The sequence below is a fragment of the Guyparkeria sp. TX1 genome (assembly GCF_046523965.1).
GTDB lineage: Bacteria > Pseudomonadota > Gammaproteobacteria > Halothiobacillales > Halothiobacillaceae > Guyparkeria.
Map to the genome: position 1 here is coordinate 190,519 of NZ_CP144142.1, position 22,841 is coordinate 213,359.

Annotated in this window: 17 protein-coding genes, 1 tRNA gene and 1 pseudogene; 5 read left to right on the forward strand and 14 right to left on the reverse strand. The window is 64.6% G+C overall.

Annotated features, from left to right (window positions below; translation table 11 throughout):
• Positions 1-169: 169 nt before the first annotated feature.
• The 5 genes from VWP12_RS00900 to VWP12_RS00920 form a co-directional block, all read right to left on the reverse strand.
• Positions 170-592, reverse strand: a complete 423-nt coding sequence (locus VWP12_RS00900; protein ID WP_410474229.1) for an OsmC family protein — start codon at positions 590-592, stop codon at positions 170-172.
• Between the two features lie 10 nt (positions 593-602).
• Positions 603-1,412, reverse strand: a complete 810-nt coding sequence (gene trpC, locus VWP12_RS00905) for an indole-3-glycerol phosphate synthase TrpC (protein WP_410474230.1) — start codon at positions 1,410-1,412, stop codon at positions 603-605.
• 78 nt (positions 1,413-1,490) lie between these two features.
• Positions 1,491-2,513 (reverse strand): anthranilate phosphoribosyltransferase, encoded by a 1,023-nt coding sequence (gene trpD, locus VWP12_RS00910; protein ID WP_410474231.1) that lies wholly within the window; start codon positions 2,511-2,513, stop codon positions 1,491-1,493.
• Positions 2,514-2,678: 165 nt separating this feature from the next.
• Positions 2,679-3,848, reverse strand: coding sequence for an endonuclease/exonuclease/phosphatase family protein (locus VWP12_RS00915; protein ID WP_410474232.1), 1,170 nt, complete (start codon positions 3,846-3,848; stop codon positions 2,679-2,681).
• 601 nt (positions 3,849-4,449) lie between these two features.
• Positions 4,450-5,121, reverse strand: a complete 672-nt coding sequence (locus VWP12_RS00920) for a hypothetical protein (RefSeq protein ID WP_410474233.1) — start codon at positions 5,119-5,121, stop codon at positions 4,450-4,452.
• Between the two features lie 904 nt (positions 5,122-6,025).
• Between VWP12_RS00920 and glyQ the strand changes: the two genes are divergently transcribed.
• The 5 genes and pseudogenes from glyQ to VWP12_RS00945 all read left to right on the forward strand — a co-directional run bounded on the left by glyQ (position 6,026) and on the right by VWP12_RS00945 (position 11,547).
• On the forward strand, positions 6,026-6,952 hold the full coding sequence (gene glyQ / locus VWP12_RS00925; RefSeq protein WP_410474234.1) for a glycine--tRNA ligase subunit alpha: 927 nt from the start codon (positions 6,026-6,028) through the stop codon (positions 6,950-6,952).
• A gap of 74 nt (positions 6,953-7,026) precedes the next feature.
• The gene (glyS, locus tag VWP12_RS00930) at positions 7,027-9,105 is read left to right on the forward strand and encodes a glycine--tRNA ligase subunit beta (RefSeq protein WP_410474235.1); all 2,079 of its coding nucleotides are present in this window, start codon (positions 7,027-7,029) and stop codon (positions 9,103-9,105) included.
• Positions 9,102-9,869, forward strand: coding sequence for a lysophospholipid acyltransferase family protein (locus VWP12_RS00935; RefSeq protein WP_410474236.1), 768 nt, complete (start codon positions 9,102-9,104; stop codon positions 9,867-9,869). The genes glyS and VWP12_RS00935 overlap by 4 nt, the downstream gene beginning before the upstream one ends.
• Positions 9,832-10,770, forward strand: coding sequence for a fructosamine kinase family protein (locus VWP12_RS00940; RefSeq protein WP_410474237.1), 939 nt, complete (start codon positions 9,832-9,834; stop codon positions 10,768-10,770). The genes VWP12_RS00935 and VWP12_RS00940 overlap by 38 nt, the downstream gene beginning before the upstream one ends.
• Positions 10,771-10,781: 11 nt before the next feature.
• Positions 10,782-11,547: pseudogene (locus VWP12_RS00945) on the forward strand (SDR family NAD(P)-dependent oxidoreductase).
• Positions 11,548-11,885: 338 nt separating this feature from the next.
• On the opposite strand, the gene VWP12_RS00950 reads toward VWP12_RS00945, so the two are convergent.
• The 9 genes from VWP12_RS00950 to rnr all read right to left on the reverse strand — a co-directional run bounded on the left by VWP12_RS00950 (position 11,886) and on the right by rnr (position 22,709).
• A tRNA-Ser gene (locus VWP12_RS00950) sits at positions 11,886-11,978 on the reverse strand.
• 184 nt (positions 11,979-12,162) lie between these two features.
• Positions 12,163-12,360, reverse strand: coding sequence for a carbon storage regulator CsrA (csrA, locus tag VWP12_RS00955; protein WP_125199307.1), 198 nt, complete (start codon positions 12,358-12,360; stop codon positions 12,163-12,165).
• A 69-nt stretch (positions 12,361-12,429) separates the two neighbouring features.
• Positions 12,430-13,662 (reverse strand): aspartate kinase, encoded by a 1,233-nt coding sequence (locus VWP12_RS00960; RefSeq protein WP_125199306.1) that lies wholly within the window; start codon positions 13,660-13,662, stop codon positions 12,430-12,432.
• A 151-nt stretch (positions 13,663-13,813) separates the two neighbouring features.
• Positions 13,814-16,429 carry an alanine--tRNA ligase gene (alaS, locus tag VWP12_RS00965; RefSeq protein WP_410474238.1) on the reverse strand — a complete coding sequence of 872 codons (2,616 nt, stop codon included), beginning with the start codon at positions 16,427-16,429 and terminating at the stop codon, positions 13,814-13,816.
• A 95-nt stretch (positions 16,430-16,524) separates the two neighbouring features.
• Positions 16,525-17,010: a regulatory protein RecX gene (locus VWP12_RS00970; RefSeq protein WP_410474239.1), complete on the reverse strand. Its 486-nt coding sequence runs from the start codon at positions 17,008-17,010 to the stop codon at positions 16,525-16,527.
• Between the two features lie 15 nt (positions 17,011-17,025).
• Complete coding sequence (gene recA, locus VWP12_RS00975) at positions 17,026-18,072, reverse strand: recombinase RecA (protein ID WP_410474240.1); 1,047 nt, start codon at positions 18,070-18,072, stop codon at positions 17,026-17,028.
• 87 nt (positions 18,073-18,159) lie between these two features.
• Entirely contained in the window at positions 18,160-19,341 is a 1,182-nt protein-coding gene (locus tag VWP12_RS00980; protein ID WP_410474241.1) for a pyridoxal phosphate-dependent aminotransferase, read from the reverse strand.
• Positions 19,342-19,473: 132 nt separating this feature from the next.
• Complete coding sequence (gene rlmB / locus VWP12_RS00985) at positions 19,474-20,244, reverse strand: 23S rRNA (guanosine(2251)-2'-O)-methyltransferase RlmB (protein ID WP_410474242.1); 771 nt, start codon at positions 20,242-20,244, stop codon at positions 19,474-19,476.
• 11 nt (positions 20,245-20,255) lie between these two features.
• Positions 20,256-22,709, reverse strand: coding sequence for a ribonuclease R (rnr, locus tag VWP12_RS00990; RefSeq protein WP_410474243.1), 2,454 nt, complete (start codon positions 22,707-22,709; stop codon positions 20,256-20,258).
• Between the last annotated feature and the right edge of the window lie 132 nt (positions 22,710-22,841).

The window sequence follows — 22,841 nt, forward strand, 5'->3', positions numbered from 1 at the left end:
CCGACCTGCCGGCCGGGCGTGTAGATGCGTCGCACGTAAAACCGACGACATGTGATTGCCGCAAAGTGTAAACCGGCGCCGGGAATCGTGTCACCAACCACGCACACCTTCGGCCCGTGACCGGGGCACCGCTGTCGCACCATCGCCACGAGCGCCAGCTGATCCGCCATCACTCCGGTTCGCGAATCTCGAAATCGTGCGTCAGCTCGACCGAGTCGCGCAGCATCGCCGACACGGAGCAGTACTTCTCCGCCGACAGGTCCACCGCCCGCTCGACCTTCTTCGGGTCCAGCCCGCGGCCGACCACCACGTAACGGGTGTGGATGGTGGTGAACACCTTGGGCGCCTTGACGTCCGCCCGCTCGGCGGACAGTTCGATCCAGCAGTCTTCCACCGGCTGGCGCTGCTTGCCCAGGATCATCATCACGTCGATGGCGGTGCAGCCACCCAGGCCCATCAGCACCATCTCCATCGGCCGCGGCCCGGCGTTGCGACCGCCGATCTCCGGCGCGCCGTCCATGACGATGGCGTGTCCGCTGTCGGCCTCGGCCATGAACGCCATGCCGTCGACCCATTTCACTCGTGCCTTCATCACGACTCCCCTATGACTGGTTGAGTTCGAACAGTTCCGCCAGCGCCTCGCCCGGGTCCTCGGCGCGCATGAACGCCTCCCCCACCAGGAAGGCATGCACGTCGTGGCTGCGCATGCGCCGCACCTCCTCGATACGGAGGATGCCGCTCTCGGTGACCACTATCCGGTCGTCCGGGATGTCGTGCAGCAGCTCCAGGGTGACGTCGAGGCTCACATCGAAGCTGCGCAGGTCGCGGTTGTTAATACCGATCAGGCGGGTATCGAGCTGGAGCGCCCGCAGCAGCTCGTCGTGGTCGTGCACCTCGACCAGCACGTCCATGCCCCAGTGGCGGGCGCGGTCGTGCAAGGTGCGCATCGTCTCGTCGTCGAGCGCGGCGGCGATCAGCAGCACGCAGTCGGCGCCCATCGCGCGCGCCTCGTCGACCTGGTAGGGGTCGATCAGGAAGTCCTTGCGCAGCACCGGCAGGCGGCAGGCGGCGCGGGCGGCCTTGAGATACTCGGCATCGCCCTGGAAGAAGTCGCGGTCGGTCAGCACCGACAGGCAGGCCGCCCCGCCCTTCTGGTAGCTCTTGGCGATGGCGACCGGGTCGAACGGGTCGCGCAGCACGCCGCGGCTGGGCGAGGCCTTCTTGATCTCGGCGATCACCGCCGGGCGCTTGTCGGCCACGCGCGTCTCGATGGCGCGCTCGAAGCCGCGCGGACGATCAGCGGCCAGCGCCTGGTCCTCCATCACGGTGGGCGGGGTCACCTGCCGGGCGGCGGCAACCTCGACGCGCTTGCGCGCGATGATCTTCTTCAGGATATCGGGGGTATCAGTCACGGCAGTCACGACCGGGAAGTGTAATGGGTGGGTGGGCCGGGGACGCATCCATCCCCGGCCGGGTAATTCGGGCCGGTATCAGGCCTGGCAGGCTCGGGTCATGGCGACCAGCTGCTCGAGCTTGTCCAGCGCGCGCGCCTCGGCCAGCAGGCGCTGGGCGGTGGCCACGCCGGCGACCAGGTCCTCGGCCAGGTCAGCAGCATAGATGGCCGCCCCGGCATTGAGCGCGATCATGTCGGCGACCGGGCCGGGCTCGCCACCCAGGGCGGCGCGCACGCAGGCCACGCTCTGCTCCGGGCCATCGACGATCAGCCGGTCGAGCGGCTGGCGCGTGATGCCGAAGTCTTCCGGCTCGACGCGGAAGCGGCGCACCGTGCCGTCTTTCAGCTCGGCCACCTCGGTCGCCTCGGCCAGCGAGATCTCGTCGAGCCCGTCGTGGCTGTGCACCACCAGCACGTGGCGCGCGCCGAGGCGCTGCATCACCTCGGCCAGCGGCTCGAGCCAGTCGCTGCTGTACACGCCCAGCAGCATCGCCGGCGCGCCGGCCGGATTGGTCAGGGGCCCAAGGACATTGAACAGGGTGCGCACCCCCAGCTCCTTGCGCGGCACGGCGGCGTGGCGCATCGAGCCGTGGTGGCGCGGGGCGAACATGAAGCCGATGCCCAGCTCGCGCACGCAGCGGGCCACGCAATCGCTGTCGACCTCGAGGTTCACCCCGGCGGTCTCGAGCATGTCGGCACTGCCCGAGCGGCTGGTGACCGAACGGTTGCCGTGCTTGGCGACGTGGCCGCCGGCCGCGGCGACCACGAAGCTCGAGGCGGTCGAGACATTGAACAGTGCCGAGCCGTCACCGCCGGTGCCGACGATATCGACCAGGTGCGGCACGTCCACCTGCACGCCCACCGCCAACTCCCGCATCACCTCGGCGGCCGCCGTGATCTCGTCGATGGTCTCGCCCTTCATGCGCAGCGCGACCATCAGGCCGGCGACCTGCACCGGCGTGGCCTCGCCGGCCATGATCTGGTGCATGACCGCGTACATCTGCTCGCGGCTCAGGTCATGGCGGTCGACGGTGCGGGCAATGGCTTCGCGAATGTCCATGGGATGTTCGGGGTTCCGGCGTGGGTCAGGCGGGAAACGGTAGCACGAGGCGACGATGTTGCGCAGCACTCGAGCCAAGAGGAAAGCGTTTCACCCCCTTGGGGCAGGCGCATCCTCCGAGACAATGACTACCCGCCCAACGCCTTCCCTGTCCGATCTAATCCCTCAGTCGTTGGACTTCCCTTCCTCGATGGCCTCGTCAGCTTCCCTTGCATCGCCAGCGTCTGGCTGAGGCGCCTTATTTTCCGCCAAGCTCTCCGGGTTGTAGTCGAAGACCGCGAAGATAGGAAAGTGGTCGGATCCGATATCGGGAAGTCGACGCAGCTCGGCAAGAAAGAAGTGCCGAGAGGCGAAGACGTGATCCAGCGGATAGCGCAGGAGCCGGCTTCTGGTGTCAAAGGTATTCAACAAACCTCGGCCGACCCGTGGGTCGAGCAATCCTCCGATCCGCTGAAATTGGTGCGTGGTCCGTGACCAGGCCACGTCGTTGAAATCACCGGCAACGATGGCCGGCACGCTCCCCAGTTCCTTCACCTCCGAGGCAATCAGCAGCAACTCGGCATCCCGCACATCGGAATCGACGCGATCGCCGTATTCGCCCTCTTCTCCCGCCGTTTTCTCCCTACTGCTGTCCTGTTCTTCGTCGGGTCTTTCGATACCAGGAGGGCGAGGATGCACGCCATAGACGGTAACGAAGCTCCCTGAACGGAGCCGAACCTGCGCGCGAAACGACGGCACAGCCGGGTCAATCAAGAACCGGACCTCACGATCTTTCAGCTCCAGCCGGGAATAAAGCAGCATTCCGTAATCATTGTCCTGCGGCTGAAGTAGCGTGTAGGGATAGTCGTCTTCCAGGCCGTCGAGCTGTTCAAGCCACCACTGGTCCGGCTCGCTTAACAGGATGATGTCGGGATCGGTATCGCGTATCAGATCACGCAACGCCGCGACGTCACGATTGTCGGAGAGCACATTAAAGACTAGGAGCGATATGCGGTTGGAATCGTCTTCGGCGCGGCTGGCCGACATCTCTTTGGGATAAAGCGCGGTGTAGGGAGCGATGGAAATGAGCTGCCACACCAAGGCCAGCCCGGCCAACGCAGCGAGCGCGTAGTCCCACCCCCCTAATGATCCGTAAAGACGCAGTGCCACATAGCCTGCCAGCGTCAACGCGATCAGTAGGGCGATCTGTACCCGCGGAAAATCGAAGATGCGCACCCACCAGGCGTTGCTGTGGAGCAAGGGAATTGCGGTACCGACGATCAACACCAGCGCAAGCAGACCCACGGCGAGCCGGCATAGGAAAAAGACGATTTTCCTTTCAATTATCACTGACATGATGCCAAGTTTGCTCCGTTTACCGGTCTGATGGCTTCTCGAGCGAGCCACGCTTGAACAAGAAAATCGGCTGGAAGTTCACGTAACACGACTTAAGGGACGCAATCGATCCAAAGCGAAGCAACAGACTCCGCAATTAGAACTGTAAAAAGAAATTCCATACCTTCAAATGTTAGAGATGGAAGTGGATGATCTATTGGGAGTGATGTTGTTTTTTCTAACTCGACCACTTCAGATGGTTCGCCATTAATTTTATGAAGGATACTGAGCAGCTCGACAGATTCATCTGGATCCAAGACTCCATTCTCCAGCATAGAATCGACTTTATTTAATAGATTTATTATTACCGGATTTCTGTATTTTGGCGGGCCTTAACAAGCCGTCTTAAGATAAACCCGGATTCTGATTGGCCTACTTTACCGTCAGCCACAAGACCTTTGCCTATCCCTATCAGCGTATCTATTTGTCTGCCATCGATGCTTTTTCGATTAAACTCGGCAAATAAATCCATCAAGAGCTCTTCGATTTTGCTTGCGCCTAACACCACAAATCAGCCGCGCGGTTTTTTGCGTCGGCTGAATTTGTTTGGTTGGTCATCATGTTATGCCACGTGGTTTTCTGCGTCGGCTGAATTTGGTTGGTTGGCCTTCATGTCATACCTGATCACGGTTATCGAATCTGTCTGCCCCGCAAGGAGTTGCGCGACGGCCCTGTGATTGCCGTCTTCGATATACGCTTCGCCCTCTTCGAGTCGATTTACGGTACATGCTGCTCCGGTGTTCCCGGGACCAGAACAATGATTCTTGCGGGCTGACCTCTGGCTATAGGACGGGGCAACCACCAAAGAAGGGAGCTCGAGAATGAATGGGAGTTTACTTAATCGATGCACTTTGTCATAGAAATAAGGCGCGACGCTTCGATTGTCAGGGTTTCGGACGAGAGAAACAATATCTGCCAGAGTACCGTGCGTAATCTCATGCGGGAGATCGCCGAGCCAGAGCACTGTAACTAGTGACGACATGTCAACAGTCCACCAAGAAATTTGATCCCGTGGCAACTGCTTGAGTGATTTGGACAAACCCATTCTCGAACTGAGAGCATCCGTGAGTTTCTCATCATGAATATGTTCAGCCAACTTGTGAAGTTGACCAACGATATTTGCCAACTGGGCGTCCGTGAAATCGCCATAGCGACCGCCGGTAATATCTTTGAGTTTCCTCTGAACGAAGTTTGCCCGCAGATAAGCGGTCAACGGATGTACTTCCTGGGACAAGAGCCACTTCCTCCTTACTACAAAACCACAAAAAAGCCCCGCGGCCACGACCTCGTTAAATGCATAACTACAAATGGACGTCCCAACCGCGGCTTAACACCCGGCCTCTTTCAGCTTTCCAGGCAGGACAAAGTTCAATATCAATCACGATCTGTTGTTGACATCACACAAGTCCCTTAAGTTAAAGAAAAAGGCCAAAAAGAGAGCATTGCTACCGTTTTTGTGTAAAGCCGCCATACTCTGGTGTTAGACAGTTTTGTTTTCACAGGGCGTCACCGGCCACGCCCCTCCCTGAACCAGGGGGCTATATTCATTTTCAACAATACATTCCACGTCACCGCGCTCAGCGGCCGGCCACTCCATTACGCCATTAGAAACACGCGACGATCGGACAAGCGCATTAGTAGACAGCGACCGACTGGGATTAGTTCACCGCTCTGGGGAACCAAAACCGGTCGTAATTTCCTACTACATTCATTAGGTCTGCCATCAATTTCGAACTAGAACCTTAACCAGGCGCGACAGACGGGCGTATGCCTTAATGCAAATACGCATGACCAGCGAAACGAATCGGATGGGGTGCGACGAGCGTCTGAGGGAAAAAGCAACTCCCGGAGCGGAACAAGGCGGCATTGAGGTGCGCTGGCGGCCCGGCTGCCCTTCGCTCGTGAGGCAAGACACCAAGGGGAATACTCCTTCGATCCGCCTTGGTGAGAATCAGCGGACTAGCCTCCTTACCAGTTAATGCCTACCAGATAGCGACGAAACCATCTGGTCGTTAGCGGACATCCTCTCTGGCAACCGCCTTGCCCGTGCAGAGCCACCGCCCATCGGTATACTATGGCCGCTTTGCGTTTGGTCCCTCTAGGGGCCGCGTCCAGACACGATCTACACAAGAATTCTCATGAGTCAGCCTTCCATCGAAACGCGCTTCGACCTGTCGACCTTCCAGGGCCTGATCCTGGCCTTGCAGAGCTTCTGGGCCGAGCAGGGTTGCGCGGTCCTCCAGCCGCTGGATATCGAGGTCGGCGCCGGCACGTTCCACCCGGCCACCTTCCTGCGCTCGATCGGCCCGGAGCCGTGGCGCGCGGCCTACGTGCAGCCCTCGCGCCGGCCGACGGACGGTCGCTACGGCGACAACCCCAACCGCCTGCAGCATTACTACCAGTTCCAGGTGCTGTTGAAGCCGTCGCCGGACAATATCCAGGACCTGTACCTGGAGTCGCTGACCCGGCTGGGCTTCGACCCGCTGACCCACGACATCCGCTTCGTCGAGGACAACTGGGAGTCGCCGACGCTGGGCGCCTGGGGCCTGGGCTGGGAGGTCTGGCTCAACGGGATGGAGGTGACCCAGTTCACCTACTTCCAGCAGGTCGGCGGGCTCAACTGCGACCCGGTCTCGGGCGAGATCACCTACGGGCTCGAGCGCCTGGCGATGTACCTGCAGGGCGTGGAGAACGTCTACGACCTGGTCTGGTCGCGCTCGGATGCCGGGGTGATTACCTACGGCGACGTCTACCACCAGAACGAGGTCGAGCAGTCGACCTACAACTTCGAGCAGGCCGACACCGCGTTCCTGTTCCAGCACTTCGACCACGCGGAAGGCGAGTGCCTGCGCCTGGTGGAGACCGACCTGCCATTGCCGGCCTACGAGCAGGTGCTCAAGGCCTCGCACGCCTTCAACCTCCTCGACGCGCGTCGCGCCATCTCGGTGACCGAGCGCCAGCGTTACATCCTGCGGGTGCGCACCATGGCCCGCGCCGTGGCCGAGCGCTACTTTGCTGCCCGCGAGGCGCTGGGCTTCCCCATGGCGAACCAGACACAAGGCTGATTACGCGCCGGGCGCACCCGGCCAAATCGGGCCACGCCACGACGACTACGCATTGCCAACAGGTACGGACTTTCATGACTGAGACGGCGGACTTTCTTTTCGAACTGGGCACCGAGGAACTCCCGCCCAAGGCCCTGACCACCCTGCGCGACGCGCTCGAAGACGAGATCCGCGCCGGGCTGCACGAGGCGGGGTTGGCCCACGGCAAGCTCACGGCCTTTGCTGCGCCGCGCCGACTGGCCCTGTTGGTCGACGACCTGGCCCGCGCCACCGATCCCAAGCCGGTCGAGCGCCGTGGCCCGGCGGTCAAGGCCGCCTATGATGCCGAGGGCAATCCGACCAAGGCCCTGACCGGCTTCGCCACTGGCTGCGGCGTGTCGCCCGAGCAGCTCGAGACCATGAAGACCGACAAGGGTGAGTGGCTGGTCCACCGCTACACCGAGCCGGGTCAGAACGCCGCCGACCTGCTACCCGCGATCGTCGAGCGGGCTCTGGACAAGCTCCCCACCCCGAAGCGCATGCGCTGGGGCAGCTCCAAGGCCGAGTTTATCCGCCCGGTGCATTGGGTGCTCGCCCTGCATGGCGAGCAGATCGTCGACATGACCCTGTTCGGTCACGCCGCCGGCAACCAGACCTTTGGCCACCGCTTCCACCACCCGGAGGCGCTCACCGTCACCATCCCGGGCGAGTACGCCGCCACCCTGCAGAAGCAAGGCTTTGTCCTGGCCGACTTCGCCGAGCGACGCGCCCACATCGAGGCGCAGGTCAACGCCGCGGCCACCGAGATCGGCGGCCGGGCCCACATCGAGTCGGGCCTGCTCGACGAGGTGACCGCCCTGGTCGAATGGCCGGTCGCCGTCGCCGGCGAGTTCGAGGCCCGCTTCCTCGATGTGCCGCACGAGGCACTCATGTACACCATGCAGGACGACCAGAAGTACTTCCCGATCCTGGATGCCGACGGCGCCCTGATGCCCTGGTTCATCACGGTGGCCAATATCGAAAGCCGTGACATCGAGGCGGTGCGCCACGGCAACGAGCGCGTCATCCGCCCGCGCTTTTCCGATGCGATGTTCTTCTGGGAAGGCGATCTCAAGACGCCGCTGGAATCGCACCTCGAGTCGCTCAAGCATCTGGTGTTCCAGAAGCGCCTCGGTAGCGTGTTCGACAAGGTGCTTCGCATCGAGCAACTGGCCGAGGCCATCGCCAGGCAGATCGAGGCCGACCCGCAGGCCGCCCGCCGGGCGGCACGATTGAGCAAGTGCGACCTGCAGACCCAGATGGTGGGCGAGTTCGCCGGCCTGCAGGGCACCATCGGCCGCTATCTGGCGACGCACGAGGGCATGGACGAGGACGTCGCGATCGCGCTGGACGACCACTACCGCCCGCGCCGCGCCGGTGACGACCTGCCGCGCGGCGGGGTGGCCCAGGCCGTGGCGCTGGCCGACCGGCTCGACACGCTGATGGGCATCTTCGCCATCGGTCAGGCGCCCACCGGCGCCAAGGATCCGTTCGCCCTGCGTCGCGCGGCGCTGGGCGTGCTGCGCATCCTGGTCGAGCAGGAACTGGACCTCGACCTGGTCGAGCTACTCGAGATGGCGGCCGACGGCATCGCCGACAAGGTGCCCGAGGCGCGCGAGCACGTGATGGGCGTGTTCGAGTTCATCACCGAGCGCCAGCATCGCTACAGCCTCGATCGCGGCATCCGCAGCGACGTGTTCCAGGCCGTCTCGATGACCGGCACCCGCCGGCCGCTGGACTTCGAGCAGCGCATGCGGGCGGTCAACGCCTTTATCGACCTGCCCGAGGCCGAGGCACTGGCCGCGGCCAACAAGCGCATCGGCAATATCCTCAAGAAGCATGACGGCCCGGTACCCGACTCCGTCGACGAGGCGCGCCTGGTCGAACCGGCCGAACAACGGTTGTGGGAGGCGCTCGATGCGATCGGCCCGCGGCTGGAGGGGCTGTTGGCCGAGGGCGACTACACCGCCGCCCTGAGCACGCTGTCCGCGCTGCGCGAACCGGTGGATGCCTTCTTCGACTCGGTCATGGTGATGGCGGAGGACGAGGCGCTGCGCGATAACCGGCTCGCGCTGCTAGCGCGGCTCAATGCCCTGTTCCTGGCCATCGCCGACGTCTCGCAACTGCAGTCGTGAACCAATCGATCGTCCTCATGTGGCTGCGCACGGTCTGTTTTTACGTGCTGGGCACGCTGTCGCTGATCCTGCACATCCCGGTGCTGCTGATCAGCTTCACACGGCCGCTGGAACGGCGTTATTACCGACTGTTCTCCTTCGGTCGCTCGATCCTCTGGCTCGCCCGCCACGTCACCGGCATCCGTTACGAGGTGCAAGGCCTCGACCAGGTGCCCAAGGAAGGCGGCAGCGTCGTACTGCCCAAGCACCAGTCGACCTGGGAAACGATGTTCCTGCCCACGATACTGCGATTGGCGGCCTTCGTGCTCAAGCGTGAACTGCTGCGCATCCCGATCTTCGGCCAGGGACTCCAGGGTATCGAGGCCATTGCCATCGATCGCGCCGCCGGGCGCCAGGCGCTGGAGCAGATCATGGAGAAGGGGGCCGCGGCGCTGGCCCAGGGTCGCGACGTGGTGATCTTCCCCGAAGGCACCCGCACCCGGCCGGGGGCGCGGCCGCACTATCGGATCGGCGGCGCCAAGCTGGCCGTCCATGCAAAGGCCACCGTGATCCCCGTAGCCATCGATTCCGGCTGTCTCTGGCCCAAGGAAGGTTTTCTGATGCGCCCCGGCACGATCCACGTCGTCTTCGGCCCACCGATCGAGACCGAGGGACGCACCGCGAGCGAAGTCAACGCGATCGTCCAGGACTGGATTGAAACCAAGCAGGAAGAACTCTACCAACGCTATGGCTGCCCGAACCGACTTCCAGACACTGCTCGATGACGCCCTGACGGGCCTGCATAATGTCGACACGCCCGCAGGGGGGCTGGGGGAAAAGCTGGCCGAGCACCCCCACCTCGTCTTACGGGGACACCAGTCTGTCGGTGGCGGCTGCATCGCCGATGCCGCCCGGCTGGAAACCGATGTCGCTCCGCTGTTCATCAAGACCCATGCCGACCGCGGCGACGGCATGTTTAGCGACATGTTTCTGGCCGAGGCGCGCGGACTCGAGGCCCTGGGCACCCGCATCCGCACCCCGCAGGTCGTCGCCACCGGCAGCGTGGAGGGCACGGCCTACCTGCTGCTCGAATGGCTCGATCTCGGCCCCGTCAACGACACCGCCCTGGGCGAGGCGCTGGCCGAATTGCATGCCGAACCGCAGCCGGCCTTCGGCTGGCCGGAAGACAACTTCATCGGCGCGATGCCCCAGTTGAGTGGCGAAGACGACGATTGGGCCCGGTTCTACGGTCAGCGGCGCCTCGCCCCGCAACTCGAGTGGGCCGCCGAACGCGGGCTCGCGACCCGCAGCATCGATGCCGGCCAGGAACTGGTCGAGGCGCTGCCCGCCTTCTTCAGCGACTACCGCCCCTACCCCGCCCTGATCCACGGCGACATGTGGGGGGCGAACCACGGCGCGCTGGCCGACGGCACGCCGGTCCTGTTCGACCCGGCCACCTACCGCGCCGATCGCGAGGCCGAGATCGCCATGACCGAACTGTTCGGCGGCTTTTCGCCCGGCTTCTACCGGGCCTACCAGGCCCACCTGCCACTCGATCCCGGCTACCGGGTGCGCAAGACGCTCTATAACCTCTATCACGTCCTCAACCACTTCAACCTGTTCGGCGGCGGCTACGGCAGTCGGGCCGACGGCATGATTCGCCAGTTACTCGCTGAAATCCGCTGAAGGAGGCAACCATGACGAACCAGGCCCGCAGCGCACTGATCACCGGCAACAGCAGCGGCCTCGGGTTGGGTTTGAGCCATGCCCTGCTCGAGCGAGACTTACCGGGTGCACGGCTGCAGTCGACGCGGCTGCGCGGCCCTGGCCGACCGGGTGGTCGACGTGCACTGCGACCTATCCGACCTCGAGGCGATCGGCCCCGCCATGGAACAGTTGCTGGCCGGCGTCGGTCACCTCGACCTCGTGGTACTGAATGCGGGCATCCTCGGCGAGATCGAGGACCTGAGCGGCGTGTCGGTGGAGCGACTGCGCGAACTCATGGACATCAACGTCTGGGCGAACAAGGTGATCCTCGACTGGCTGCTAGCATCGAATATCGCCGTCGACCAGATCGTCGCGATCTCCTCGGGCGCGGCGGTGCTGGGCAACCGCGGCTGGGGTGGCTATGCGCTGTCCAAGGCGACGTTGAACATGCTCTGCCGGCTGTACGCCCACGAATTCCCCGATACCCACGTGGCGGCGATCGCCCCGGGACTGATCGACACCCGCATTATCGACACGCTCTGCGGGTTGTCGGACACCGAGCGCTTCCCCGCCCTTGAACGCATCCACGCCGCCCGCGGCACCGATACATTGCTGTCACCAGCCGCCGCGGCCGAACGGATTCTCGAGGCGCTACCGGGCCTGAAGGAATTCGAAAGCGGCAGTTTCGTCGACCTGCGCCAGATCCTCGCGCCGGAGGAATACGAGGAGCTAAAGAAGGCCTGCACGAATCGATAGCATCTCTGCGGGACCGCCATGGGGTCAGATGCAAGACGCGGTCCGCCGTGAAGGGCCGTCGCCCTTTACAAGGGCCGCAACGCCGCAGATGGCCCCATGGCGGCCCGCCCTACGGGGCTCGCGGGTTCGCCCGCACTCGGCGTTGCCGTCCCTCGACTGGCAACTAGCCCGTCTTCGGTCCGGCGCCTTGATTGCGAACGAACCCGCGAGCCAGAGAAGCCATCGATTCGTGTAGGCCTTCCTAATGGCGGCCCGCAACCGTCCCGGGCAGTAACCGGCAACCCGGCCGCCCACACGGCAAAAAGCCCCGCCGGTAACCCGGCGGGGCTTTTCTGATGTGGCGGAGAGAGAGGGATTCGAACCCTCGAAGGGGCTATAAACCCCTTACTCCCTTAGCAGGGGAGCGCCTTCAGCCACTCGGCCACCTCTCCAACAAGCGCCGCATGGTAGCGGCTTTGACGGCAGGAATCAATGCCGCCGAGACGCGACGGGCCACCTTATCGGGGCGCTCAACCACGCCCTCGAGGGCACGTACAAACGCCACGCGTCGAAAACGGATCGCCCCAAGGCAACCCGAGCATACGACGGCGACGGAATGGCCATGACGGAACGACCTCAGTTCGAGGTGTCGTCTTCTCCGCCCTGCTCCGTTTCGCTCTTGATGCGCTGATAGATTTCCTCGCGATGCACGGCGACATCCTTGGGCGCGTCAATACCGATTCGGACCTGGTTTCCCTTGATGCCAAGCACCGTGATGGCGACGTCGTCGCCGATGCGCAGCACCTCACCAATGCGGCGAGTCAAAATCAACATATGTGGTCACTCTCTGTGTTTTTCTGCCCCACCTGTCTTCCGTCGGGGGCCATGCCGGATATTAGTCGATCAGCTCAAAGATACTTCCGGAGTATCCAGTTCGAAGGCGTCGTGCAGCGCACGCACCGCCAGCTCGAGGTACTTGTCGTCGATCACCACCGAGATCTTGATCTCGGAAGTGGCGATCATGCGGATATTGATCTTTTCCTCGGCCAGCACCCGGAACATCTTCGAGGCAATGCCGGCGTGCGAACGCATGCCCACACCCACCAGCGAGATCTTGACGATGTTGTGGTTGCCGGAGACCTCGCGCGCGCCCAGTTCTTCGGCGGTGGTGCGCATCAGGCCGAGAGCCTTGTCGAAATCGTTGCGATGCACCGTGAACGTGAAGTCGGTGGTGTCATCGGCCCCGATGTTCTGCAGGATCATGTCGACTTCGATGTTGGCCTCGCCGATCGGGCCGAGGATCTTGTAGGCGATCCCGGGGCTGTCCGGCACGCCCTTGATGGTCAACTGGGCCTCGTCCTTGTGGAACGCGATGCCGGAAATTACTGGTTCTTCCACGCCGTCTTCCTCCAGGGTAATCAGGGTGCCGGGGCCGTCCTGGAACGAGGACAGCACCCGTAGGGGCACGTTGTACTTGCCGGCGAACTCCACCGAGCGGATCTGCAGGACCTTCGAGCCCAGGCTGGCCATTTCCAGCATCTCCTCGAAGGTGATCCGATCGAGCCGGCGGGCCTTGGGCACGACACGCGGATCGGTCGTGTACACGCCGTCGACGTCGGTGTAGATCTGGCACTCGTCGGCCTTGAGCGCCGCAGCCAGGGCCACGGCCGACGTGTCCGACCCGCCCCGGCCGAGCGTGGTGATCTGGCCGTGCTCGTCCACGCCCTGAAACCCCGCGACCACGACCACGCGACCGGCATCGAGATCGCCGCGGATGGTGTCGGTATCGATCGACTGGATACGCGCCTTGGTATGGGTGCTGTCGGTGAGGATGCGCACCTGCGCGCCGGTATAGGAGCGCGCGTCCTGGCCGCGCGCCTGCAGGGCCATGGACAGCAGCGCAATGGTGACCTGCTCGCCCGTGGCGACCAGGGTGTCCAGCTCACGCGGGGTCGGCTCGGCCTGAATCTCGTTGGCCATGCCGATCAGGCGGTTGGTCTCGCCACTCATGGCCGAGACCACGACGACCACTGAGTCGCCGTTGGCCACCGAACGCTGCACGCGCTCGGCGACCGCTTGGATACGCTCGACCGTACCGACCGAGGTACCGCCGTATTTCTGTACGATTAACGCCATAGTGTGGTTTTCCTTGGCACCGGCATCACGGCACCAGCTCCTTGTCGCTGACGTGAGAAAGTCAAAGCAGCCGGGCAGTATAAACCGCCCGATTGACTTTTTCATCCATGAGCCGGCTCGCGACCCTTCGACAGCAAACCGGCACCGGGGTTCAGTGCAGCTGGTCGGCCACCCAGGCGCGGGCCGCGGACAGGGCCTCGGCGAGACGCTCGGGCTGGCTGCCGCCCGCCTGCGCCATGTCCGGTCGACCGCCCCCCTTGCCGCCAACCTCGGCGGCGGCGACGTTGACCCAGTCGCCCGCCTTGAAGGTCTTGGTCAGGTCCATGGACAGCCCGGCGACCAGACGCACCTTGCCGTCATCGACGGTACCCAGCAGGATCGCGGCGGTGCCGAGCTTGTCGCGCAACTTGTCCATGCTCTCGCGCAGCGTGCCGGCGTCCGCGCCGGGCAACTCGGCGACCAGCACCTTGGCCGAACCGATGGTCTCGGCACTGTCGGCCAGCTCATCGCCGCTGGCCGAGGCCAGTTCGGCCTTGAGTTTGGCCAGCTCACGCTCGAGCTGACGGGAGCGCTCCAACATCTGCGCAACCCGCTCGGCCGCCTCGGTCTTGGGACCGCGCAGCAATTCGGCAATCTCGCCCACCGTCTGGTCGGCGCTCTCGGCCTCGGCCAGCGCGGCCGCCCCGGTGACCGCCTCGATCCGGCGCACGCCGGAGGCCACGCCCGACTCGGCCAGGATCTTGAACAGGCCGATATCACCGCCGCGACGGGCGTGGGTGCCGCCGCAGAGCTCCATCGAGAACGGCCCCATCGTCACCACGCGCACGGTGTCGCCGTATTTCTCGCCAAACAGCGCCATGGCACCGGCCGCGCGCGCATCGTCGATCGCCATCTCGCGGGTCTCGACAGCGTGATTTTCGCGGACCTGGGCGTTGACCAGTCGTTCAATCTGCCGCAGTTGCTCGCGGGTCACCGGCTTGTCGTGCGAGAAATCGAAACGCAGGGTTTCGGGGCCGACCCGTGAGCCCTTCTGCTGGACGTGATCGCCGAGCACTTCACGCAACGCGGCGTGCAGCAGGTGCGTGGCGGAGTGGTTCAGGCGGATCTCGGCGCGGCGGTCGGCATCGATGTGCGCGGTGACCGCATCCCCCGGGGCCAGGTGCCCGTCGGTGAGCGTACCGTGGTGCAGGAAAACGCCGCCCTGCTTCTGGGTGTCGTGCACGACGAAGCGACCATTGGCCGATTCGATCACGCCGGTATCGCCCACCTGACCACCGGATTCGGCGTAGAACGGCGTACGGTCGAGTGCGATCACGCCGTCCTGGCCTCTCTCGAGCGCCTCGGCCTGGCTGCCCTCGCGGGCCACCGCTGCCACGGTGGCCTCGAGGGATTCGTGCTCGTAGCCAGCAAACTCGGTCGGTTCGTCGGTGCCGATCTTGATCGTCTCGGCGGTGAAATGGCTTGCCGCGCGGGACTGGGCGCGACGCTCGGCCATCTCGCGCTCGAAGCCGGTCTCGTCCACCGACAACCCACGCTCGCGGCCGATGTCCGCGGTCAGGTCCAGCGGAAAACCATGGGTGTCGTACAGCTTGAAGGCCGTCTCGCCGTCTATCGTGCCGCCGGCGGGCAACCCGGCGACCGCCTGCTCGAGCACCTGCATGCCCGAGGCCAGCGTTTGCAGGAAACGCTCTTCCTCGGCCAGCAACACCCGGGCGACCTCGTCTTCGGCCTTGACCAGCTCCGGATAGGCATTGCCCATCTCCTTGACCAACGGCCCGACCAGCTTGTGGAAGAACGGCGCGTCTTGACCCAGCTTGTGGCCGTGACGGGCCGCCCGGCGGATGATCCGGCGCAGCACGTAATCGCGCCCTTCGTTGCCCGGACGCACCCCGTCGACGATCAGAAAGGCGCAGGAGCGGATGTGGTCGGCGATGACCTTGAGCGAGCTCGACTCGCGGTCGGTCGCGCCAGTCGCCTGAGTGGCCGCGTCGATCAGGTGCTGGAACAGGTCGATCTGGTAGTTCGAGTGCACGCCTTGCATGACCGCCGCGAGGCGTTCGAGCCCCATCCCGGTATCAACCGACGGCTTGGGCAGGTCGCTGAGCGTGCCGTCGGCTGCCCGATCGTATTGCATGAAGACGATGTTCCAGATCTCGATGAAACGATCGCCATCCTCGTCGGGCGAGCCCGGCGGGCCGCCGGGGATCTCCGGGCCGTGGTCGTAGAAGATCTCGGAGCAGGGACCGCAGGGGCCGGTATCGCCCATCTGCCAGAAGTTGTCCGACCCGCCGCCCGGCTTGTCGCCGATACGCAGGATGCGGTCCTCGGGCAGGCCGATGTCGTCGCGCCAGTGGGCGAAGGCCTCGTCGTCGGTCGCGTAGACGGTCACCAGCAGGCGCTCGGCAGGCAGCCCCAGGGTCTTGGTCAGGAAGTCCCAGCCATAGCGGATCGCCTCGCCCTTGAAGTAATCGCCGAAACTGAAGTTGCCCAGCATCTCGAAGAAGGTGTGGTGCCGGGCGGTATAGCCGACGTTCTCGAGGTCGTTGTGCTTGCCGCCGGCGCGCACGCAGCGCTGCACCGAGACCGCGCGCGGATTGGCACGCTTCTCCTGGCCGAGGAAGGCCTCCTTGAAGGGCACCATCCCGGCGTTGGTGAACAGGAGCGTCGGGTCATTGGCCGGAATCAACGACGCGGAGGGCACGACCTCGTGACCTCGCTCGGCGAAGAAATCCAGAAAGGACTGACGAATCTCGGCGCTGGTTTTCATGCACGAACCATCTCGGAAAGCGGGAGGACAAAGCGCGGATTGTAGCGCAGTCCGACGCCATTTCCGATGCGCAGGGGGAAGTGTTGGGCCGCCCGCTAGAGGAGGTCCGAATCGGACTCGTCCAACTCGGGCCACCAGCCAGCCAATTCATGGGCAAGATCAGGCGGAAAACCGCGGCGGACGAGGTGCCGATGTCGGCGGGCGCGCTCAGGGAAATCCTCGGCCGGCTCACGAAAGCGGGCGACCAACTGCTCGCGCGCCAACGCCTCCCAGTCCTGCGGCTCGGCGGCGAAGGCCGCGCCAGCTACCGACTCGTCGACACCCTGCTGGGCCAACTCGTTTGCAATACGGTCCGGACCGTAGCGACGCGCCGACCGGGCACGGATCAGGCTTTCGGCGTAGCGTTGATCCGACTGCCAACCCTCGTCGGCCAGACGCTCGAGGACCGGCTCGACCTCATCGGCGGTGAAACCCCGATCGGCCAGCTTGCGGGCAAGCTCCAGCCGGCTGTGCTCGCGCCGGGCGAGCAGGCCGACCGCACGCTTCTCGCAATCGAGCAGGCGGCGTTTCTCGTCGTCCACGGGACGTGGTCGACCTTAGGAGGTCTCGTCGACCGGTGTCTCGTTGGCCTCGAGCTCGGTCTCGGCCGCGACCGGTTTGGGCATCATGATCTCCCGCACCTGGGCCTCGATCTCCTCGGCCATTTCTGGGTTCTCGGCAAGGAACTGGCGTGCATTGTCCTTGCCCTGGCCGATCCGGGTCTCGCCGTAGGAGTACCAGGCACCCGCCTTCTGGATGATGCCATGCTTGGCACCCAGGTCGACCAGCTCCAGCAGGTGCGAAATGCCTTCGCCGTAGAGGATGTCGCAATCGACCACCTTGAACGGCGGCGCCATCTTGTTCTTGACCACCTTGATGCGGGTCTGGTTGCCGATGATCTCCTCGCCCTTCTTCACCGCGCCGACGCGACGGATGTCGAGGCGTACCGAGGCATAGAACTTGAGTGCGTTGCCGCCGGTGGTGGTCTCCGGGCTGCCGTAGGTGACACCGATCTTCATGCGGATCTGGTTGATGAACATCACCATGCAGTTGGTGCGCTTGATGTTCCCGGACAGCTTCCGCAATGCCTGGCTCATCAGGCGCGCCTGCAGACCGACGTGGCTGTCGCCCATCTCGCCCTCGATCTCGGCCTTGGGCACCAGGGCGGCGACCGAGTCGATCACGACCACGTCGACCGCACCAGAACGGACCAGCATGTCGGCGATTTCGAGGGCCTGTTCGCCCGTGTCCGGCTGGCTGACCAGCAGGTCGTCGACGTTCACGCCCAACTTCTCGGCATAGCCCGGGTCCAGCGCGTGCTCGGCGTCGATGAAGGCGCAGGTGCCGCCTTCCTTCTGCGCCTGGGCAATGGTTTGCAGGGTCAGCGTGGTCTTGCCCGAGGATTCCGGCCCGTAGATCTCGACCACGCGGCCACGCGGCAACCCGCCGATGCCGAGCGCGGCATCCAGCGAGATCGAACCGGTGCTGATGGCGGGGACATTCCGTCGCCCCTCGTCGTTCATGCGCATCACTGCCCCTTTGCCGAACTGACGTTCGATCTGTGACAGGGCGGCGCCCAGCGCCTTCTTGCGGTTCTCATCCATCGGTCAACTCCCAACCCTTCGGGCTTGAAATGCAGACATTGAAAGGCGGCCGACCTCCCTGCCGGCCGCCATGAAAATCGGGTTCGATCAGGCCGCGGCCAGGACCGCGCGGATCCGGTCGATGGCCTCGCACAACGCGTCCAGGCTGGTTGCGTAACTCAGGCGAACGTGGCCCGGGGCACCGAAGGCCGACCCCGGCACCACGGCCACACCGGCCTCTTCGAGCAGGTGCTCGGCGAAGGACACGTCGTCGGCGATGCCCAGGGCCGTCATGGCGGCCGAGACGTCGGGGAAACTGTAGAAGGCACCCTGTCCCGGCAGGCAGGTGACGCCCGGCAGGTCATTCAGGGCCTCGACCACGTAATCGTGGCGCTCGTGGAAAGCGGACACCATCGCGTCGATCTCCGACTGGTCACCGGCAATCGCCTCGCAGGCCGCCTTCTGGGCAATGGAGCAGGCACCCGACGTGCTCTGCGACTGGAGCACCTTCATCGCCTTGATCAGGTCGGCCGGACCGGCGGCATAGCCGATCCGCCAGCCGGTCATCGCGTAGGCCTTACTCACGCCGTTCAGCACCACCGTGCGCGGAGCCAGGTCCGGCGCCACCATGGCGATATTCGAGAACGGCTCGTCGGCCCAGAGGATCTTTTCGTACATGTCGTCGGTGGCGATCACGATCTCGGGATGATCGCGCAGGACGTCCGCCAGCTGTCCCCAGTCCTCGCGGGTATAGGCCACGCCGGTCGGATTGGAGGGGCTGTTGAGCATCACCAGGCGGGTCTTGTCGGTGATTGCGGACGCCAGCTGACGCGGGCTCATCTTGAAGCCCTGGTCCTGGCCAGCCGAGACGATCACCGGCTCGCCGCCCGCCAGGCGCACCATGTCCGGGTAGGACACCCAGTAGGGTGCGGTGATGATGGCCTCGTCGCCCGGATTGAGCAGGGCCTGGCAGAGATTGAAGATGCTCTGCTTGCCGCCGGTGGAGACGATGATCTGGTCCAGGCCGTATTCAAGCCCCTGCTCGCTCTTGAGCTTGTCGGCGATCGCCTGGCGCAGCTCGACGATGCCTTCGACCGCGGTGTAGCGGGTAAAGCCGTCGCGGATCGCCTGGATGCCCGCCTCACCAATGTGCTTCGGGGTATCGAAGTCCGGCTCGCCGGCACCGAGGCTGATGATGTCGCGGCCGGCGGCACGCAGTTCGGCGGCCTTGGCGGTGACGGCAAGTGTCGGTGAGGGACGGACCCGGCGGACCCGGTCGGAAAGGTTCATGACGGCAGCTGACTCCCTGGCTAGGCGTTCGCCGGCGGGCGCGGGAACACCGGACCACATTGAAATGATTCGGTGGGCATTTTACCGGAAACGCCAGCCGGTTTCGACGGGAGCAACCGGGACGCGGCCGCCTTAGGTGGCGGACGCCAGTCGCTGGCGCCGGAACTCGAACAGGCAAACGGCCGAGGCCACCGACACGTTCAGGCTCTCGACATTCGGTGCCATCGGGATATGGATCAACTGGTCGCAACGCTCACGGGTCAGACGGCGCAGGCCGCCGCCCTCGGCGCCCATCACCAAGGCGACCGGTTCGCAGGCGAAATCGCTCTCGTAAAGCGAGACCGGCCCCTCGCCCGCCGCCCCGACGATCCACAGGCCACGCGTCTTGAGATCGGCCAGGGTGCGGGCCAGATTGGTCACCTGGAAGAAGGGCAGCCGCTCGGCCGAACCGGCGGACGTCGTGCGCGCAGCCGGGGTCAGGCCACAGGCCCTGTCCTTCGGCGCGATCACCGCGAGCACCCCGGCCGCCTCGGCGGCGCGCAGGCAGGCGCCCAGATTGTGCGGATCGGTGACGCCATCGAGGACCAGCAACAGAGGCACCTGATCGCTACCGTCGAGCAACGCAGCGAGATCCTGCTCGTCACCGGCCTGGCTCAGGGCCACCAGCGCCGCGACCCCCTGGTGTTTCAAGGGCCGGCCATCACTGCGCAGCTTGTCGAACCAGGGCTCGTCACGCGACTCCACCGTGACGCCCGCCCGTTCGGCGAGCGCCTGCAGGCGACGGGCGCGGCGATCATCACGCCCCGACAGGGCGACCCGATCGATGCGCTCCGGGCGCTCGCGCAACGCGGCCTCGACGGCATGAAAACCGCCGATCCAGGTGGGTTCTTGGGAGCGTGCCATCGCGGCGACGATCAGTTGGACGAGTCGTCGGACGAATCGCCGGCCTTGCCCTTGCTTTCGGTGTGGCCTTCGCCCTGACCATCACCTTGGCCGCCGGCGTCACCCCCATCCTGGGGCTTGCGGCGACGGCGGCGGCGCGGACGGCGCTTCTTGGCGCCCCCGTTGCCCTCGTCGCCGGAATTGTCATCCGAGCTCTTCGGGCTTTTCTCCGACTTCTCCGAGCTTTTCGAGGACTTGTCCTCGTCGCTGCCCGAATCGGCACTCGACTGGTCCTCGCCGCCGGCGACTTCCTCGTCTTCCGGCAACATGAAGTCGATCTTGCGCTCGTCCAGATCAACGCGCGCGACCCGGACGTGGATGGTGTCGTTGAGCGAGTAGGTCTTGCCACTGCGCTCACCCTTGAGCGAGACGGTCACCGGATCGAAGTGATAGAAGTCACGCTTGAGAGCGGTGATGTGCAGCAGGCCGTCGACAAAGAAGTCCTTGAGCTGGACGAAAAGACCGAAGCCCAGCACGGATGCCACCCGGCCCTCGTAGACATTACCGACCTTGTCGAGCATGAACTCGCACTTGAGCCAATCGGTGGCATCGCGCGTCGCCTCGTCGGCACGTCGCTCGTTGTTCGAGCAATGCTCGCCGATCAGCAGCATCTCCTCGTGGCTGTACGGGAACTCCTCGGCGGCACCAGTACGCAACACGTGCCGGATGGCGCGGTGGACCATCAGGTCCGGGTAGCGACGGATCGGCGAGGTGAAGTGCGCGTAGTGCTCGTGGGCCAGACCGAAGTGACCCAGATTGTCCGGCGCGTAGACCGCCTGCTGAAGCGAGCGCAGCAGCAGGGTCTGTACGGTGGCGAAGTCCGGACGGTCCTTCGCCTCGGCGATCAGGGCGTTGAAGTCGGCCGGGCTCGGCTTCTCGCCGCCACCGAGCGTCAACCCCTTCTCCTTGAGCGCAGCGCGCAGGTCGTCGATCTTCTCGGCGCCCGGGCGATCGTGGACGCGATAGAGCGACGGGATCTTGCGACGGGCAAGGAAGCGACCAGCGGCAACGTTCGCCGCGATCATGCATTCCTCGATGATCTTGTGCGCGTCGTTGCGCTCGTAGGGCACGATCGCCTCGATCTTGCGGTTCTCGCCGAAGACGATCTTGGTCTCGATGGTGTCGAAGTCGATCGCCCCGCGGGACTCGCGCTCGGCCCGCAGCACCTTGTACAGGTCATGCAGCGCCTCGAGCGGCTTGATCACATGGGCGTGCTTGTCGCGCTCTTGCTGGTCGTTATCGAGCAGCATGGCCGCGACGTTGTCGTAGGTCAGGCGCGCGTGGCTCTTCATCACGCCCTCGAAGAAGCGCGAGCGGATAATCTGCCCCTGGCTGTTGATCAGCATCTCCGCGCACAGGCAGAGGCGATCGACGTCCGGGTTCACCGAGCACAGGCCGTTCGAGAGGATCTCGGGCAGCATCGGCACCACGCGCCCCGGGAAGTAGACCGAGGTCCCACGGCGGAAGCCTTCCTCGTCGAGCGCCGAGCCGATACGCACGTAGTGCGACACGTCGGCGATCGCCACCATCAGGCGGAAGCCCTTCGGGGTCGGCTCACAGAAGACCGCGTCGTCGAGGTCCTTGGAATCCGAGCCGTCGATGGTGACCATCGGCACGTCGCGCAGGTCGACCCGGCCGACCTTGTCTTCCTCGGCGACCTGGTCGCTCATGTGCTCGATGTGGCGCTCCACCTCTTCCGGCCATTCATGGGGAATGCCGTGGGCGCGGATGGCGACGTCGATCTCCATGCCCGGCGACATGTGATCGCCCAGCACCTCGATGATCTTGCCGACCGGCTTGTGCCGCTGGGTGGGCTGCTCGACCAGCGCGACCCGGACGATCTGGCTGTCGCTCGCCCCACCGAGTGCCTCCATCGGGATCAGCACGTCCTGGGTCATGCGGGTGTTGTCGGGGATGACGAACGCCACACCGGCCTCGATCACCAGGCGGCCGACGATCTCGGCATTGGCCCGTTCGATCACCTCGACCAGTGCACCCTCGGGGCGACCGCGGCGGTCCTCGCCGACCACCTGGACCACGGCGCGGTCGCCGTGCAGCAGAGCGCGCATGACGCGCGGCGAGAGGAAGACGTCGTTGCCGCCCTCGTCGGGCACCAGGAAACCGAAGCCGTCGCGGTGACCGATCACCCGGCCACGCACCAGCTCGGCCTTGGTCACCGGCACGTAACCGCCACGGCGATTGCGAATGGCCTGACCATCGCGCTCCATCGCCCGCAGTCGTCGCCGCAGGCCCTCGATACGCTCCTCGTCACCGTCGTAGCCTAGCTCGCTGATCAGCCGGTTGAGCGTGATCGGGCCGTCCTGCTTGCCCAACAGGTCGAGCAGGAACTCGCGGCTGGCCACGGGGTTGTCGTATTTCTCGGCCTCGCGCGGGGCGTTCGGGTCTTCGAGGTTTGAATCGGTCATGGATACCTGAAAAGTGCGTCTGGAAAGTCACTCGCGAAACTCGGCCGTAAATCAACAAGAAATCGGCGGCCTTGGCGAGGGATATAGCGGGGCATGATAAAGCAAAAGCCGTCGGAAAGCCGAGGGTCAAGC

Excerpts from the sequence above, each read along its gene's own strand:
- VWP12_RS00900 (WP_410474229.1), bottom strand. The coding sequence starts at position 592 with ATGAAGGCACGAGTGAAATGGGTCGACGGCATGGCGTTCATGGCCGAG.
- trpD (WP_410474231.1), bottom strand. The coding sequence starts at position 2,513 with ATGGACATTCGCGAAGCCATTGCCCGCACCGTCGACCGCCATGACCTG.
- VWP12_RS00915 (WP_410474232.1), bottom strand. The coding sequence starts at position 3,848 with ATGTCAGTGATAATTGAAAGGAAAATCGTCTTTTTCCTATGCCGGCTC.
- glyQ (WP_410474234.1), top strand. The coding sequence starts at position 6,026 with ATGAGTCAGCCTTCCATCGAAACGCGCTTCGACCTGTCGACCTTCCAG.
- glyS (WP_410474235.1), top strand. The coding sequence starts at position 7,027 with ATGACTGAGACGGCGGACTTTCTTTTCGAACTGGGCACCGAGGAACTC.
- VWP12_RS00940 (WP_410474237.1), top strand. The coding sequence starts at position 9,832 with ATGGCTGCCCGAACCGACTTCCAGACACTGCTCGATGACGCCCTGACG.
- csrA (WP_125199307.1), bottom strand. The coding sequence starts at position 12,360 with ATGTTGATTTTGACTCGCCGCATTGGTGAGGTGCTGCGCATCGGCGAC.
- VWP12_RS00960 (WP_125199306.1), bottom strand. The coding sequence starts at position 13,662 with ATGGCGTTAATCGTACAGAAATACGGCGGTACCTCGGTCGGTACGGTC.
- alaS (WP_410474238.1), bottom strand. The coding sequence starts at position 16,429 with ATGAAAACCAGCGCCGAGATTCGTCAGTCCTTTCTGGATTTCTTCGCC.
- recA (WP_410474240.1), bottom strand. The coding sequence starts at position 18,072 with ATGGATGAGAACCGCAAGAAGGCGCTGGGCGCCGCCCTGTCACAGATC.
- VWP12_RS00980 (WP_410474241.1), bottom strand. The coding sequence starts at position 19,341 with ATGAACCTTTCCGACCGGGTCCGCCGGGTCCGTCCCTCACCGACACTT.
- rlmB (WP_410474242.1), bottom strand. The coding sequence starts at position 20,244 with ATGGCACGCTCCCAAGAACCCACCTGGATCGGCGGTTTTCATGCCGTC.
- rnr (WP_410474243.1), bottom strand. The coding sequence starts at position 22,709 with ATGACCGATTCAAACCTCGAAGACCCGAACGCCCCGCGCGAGGCCGAG.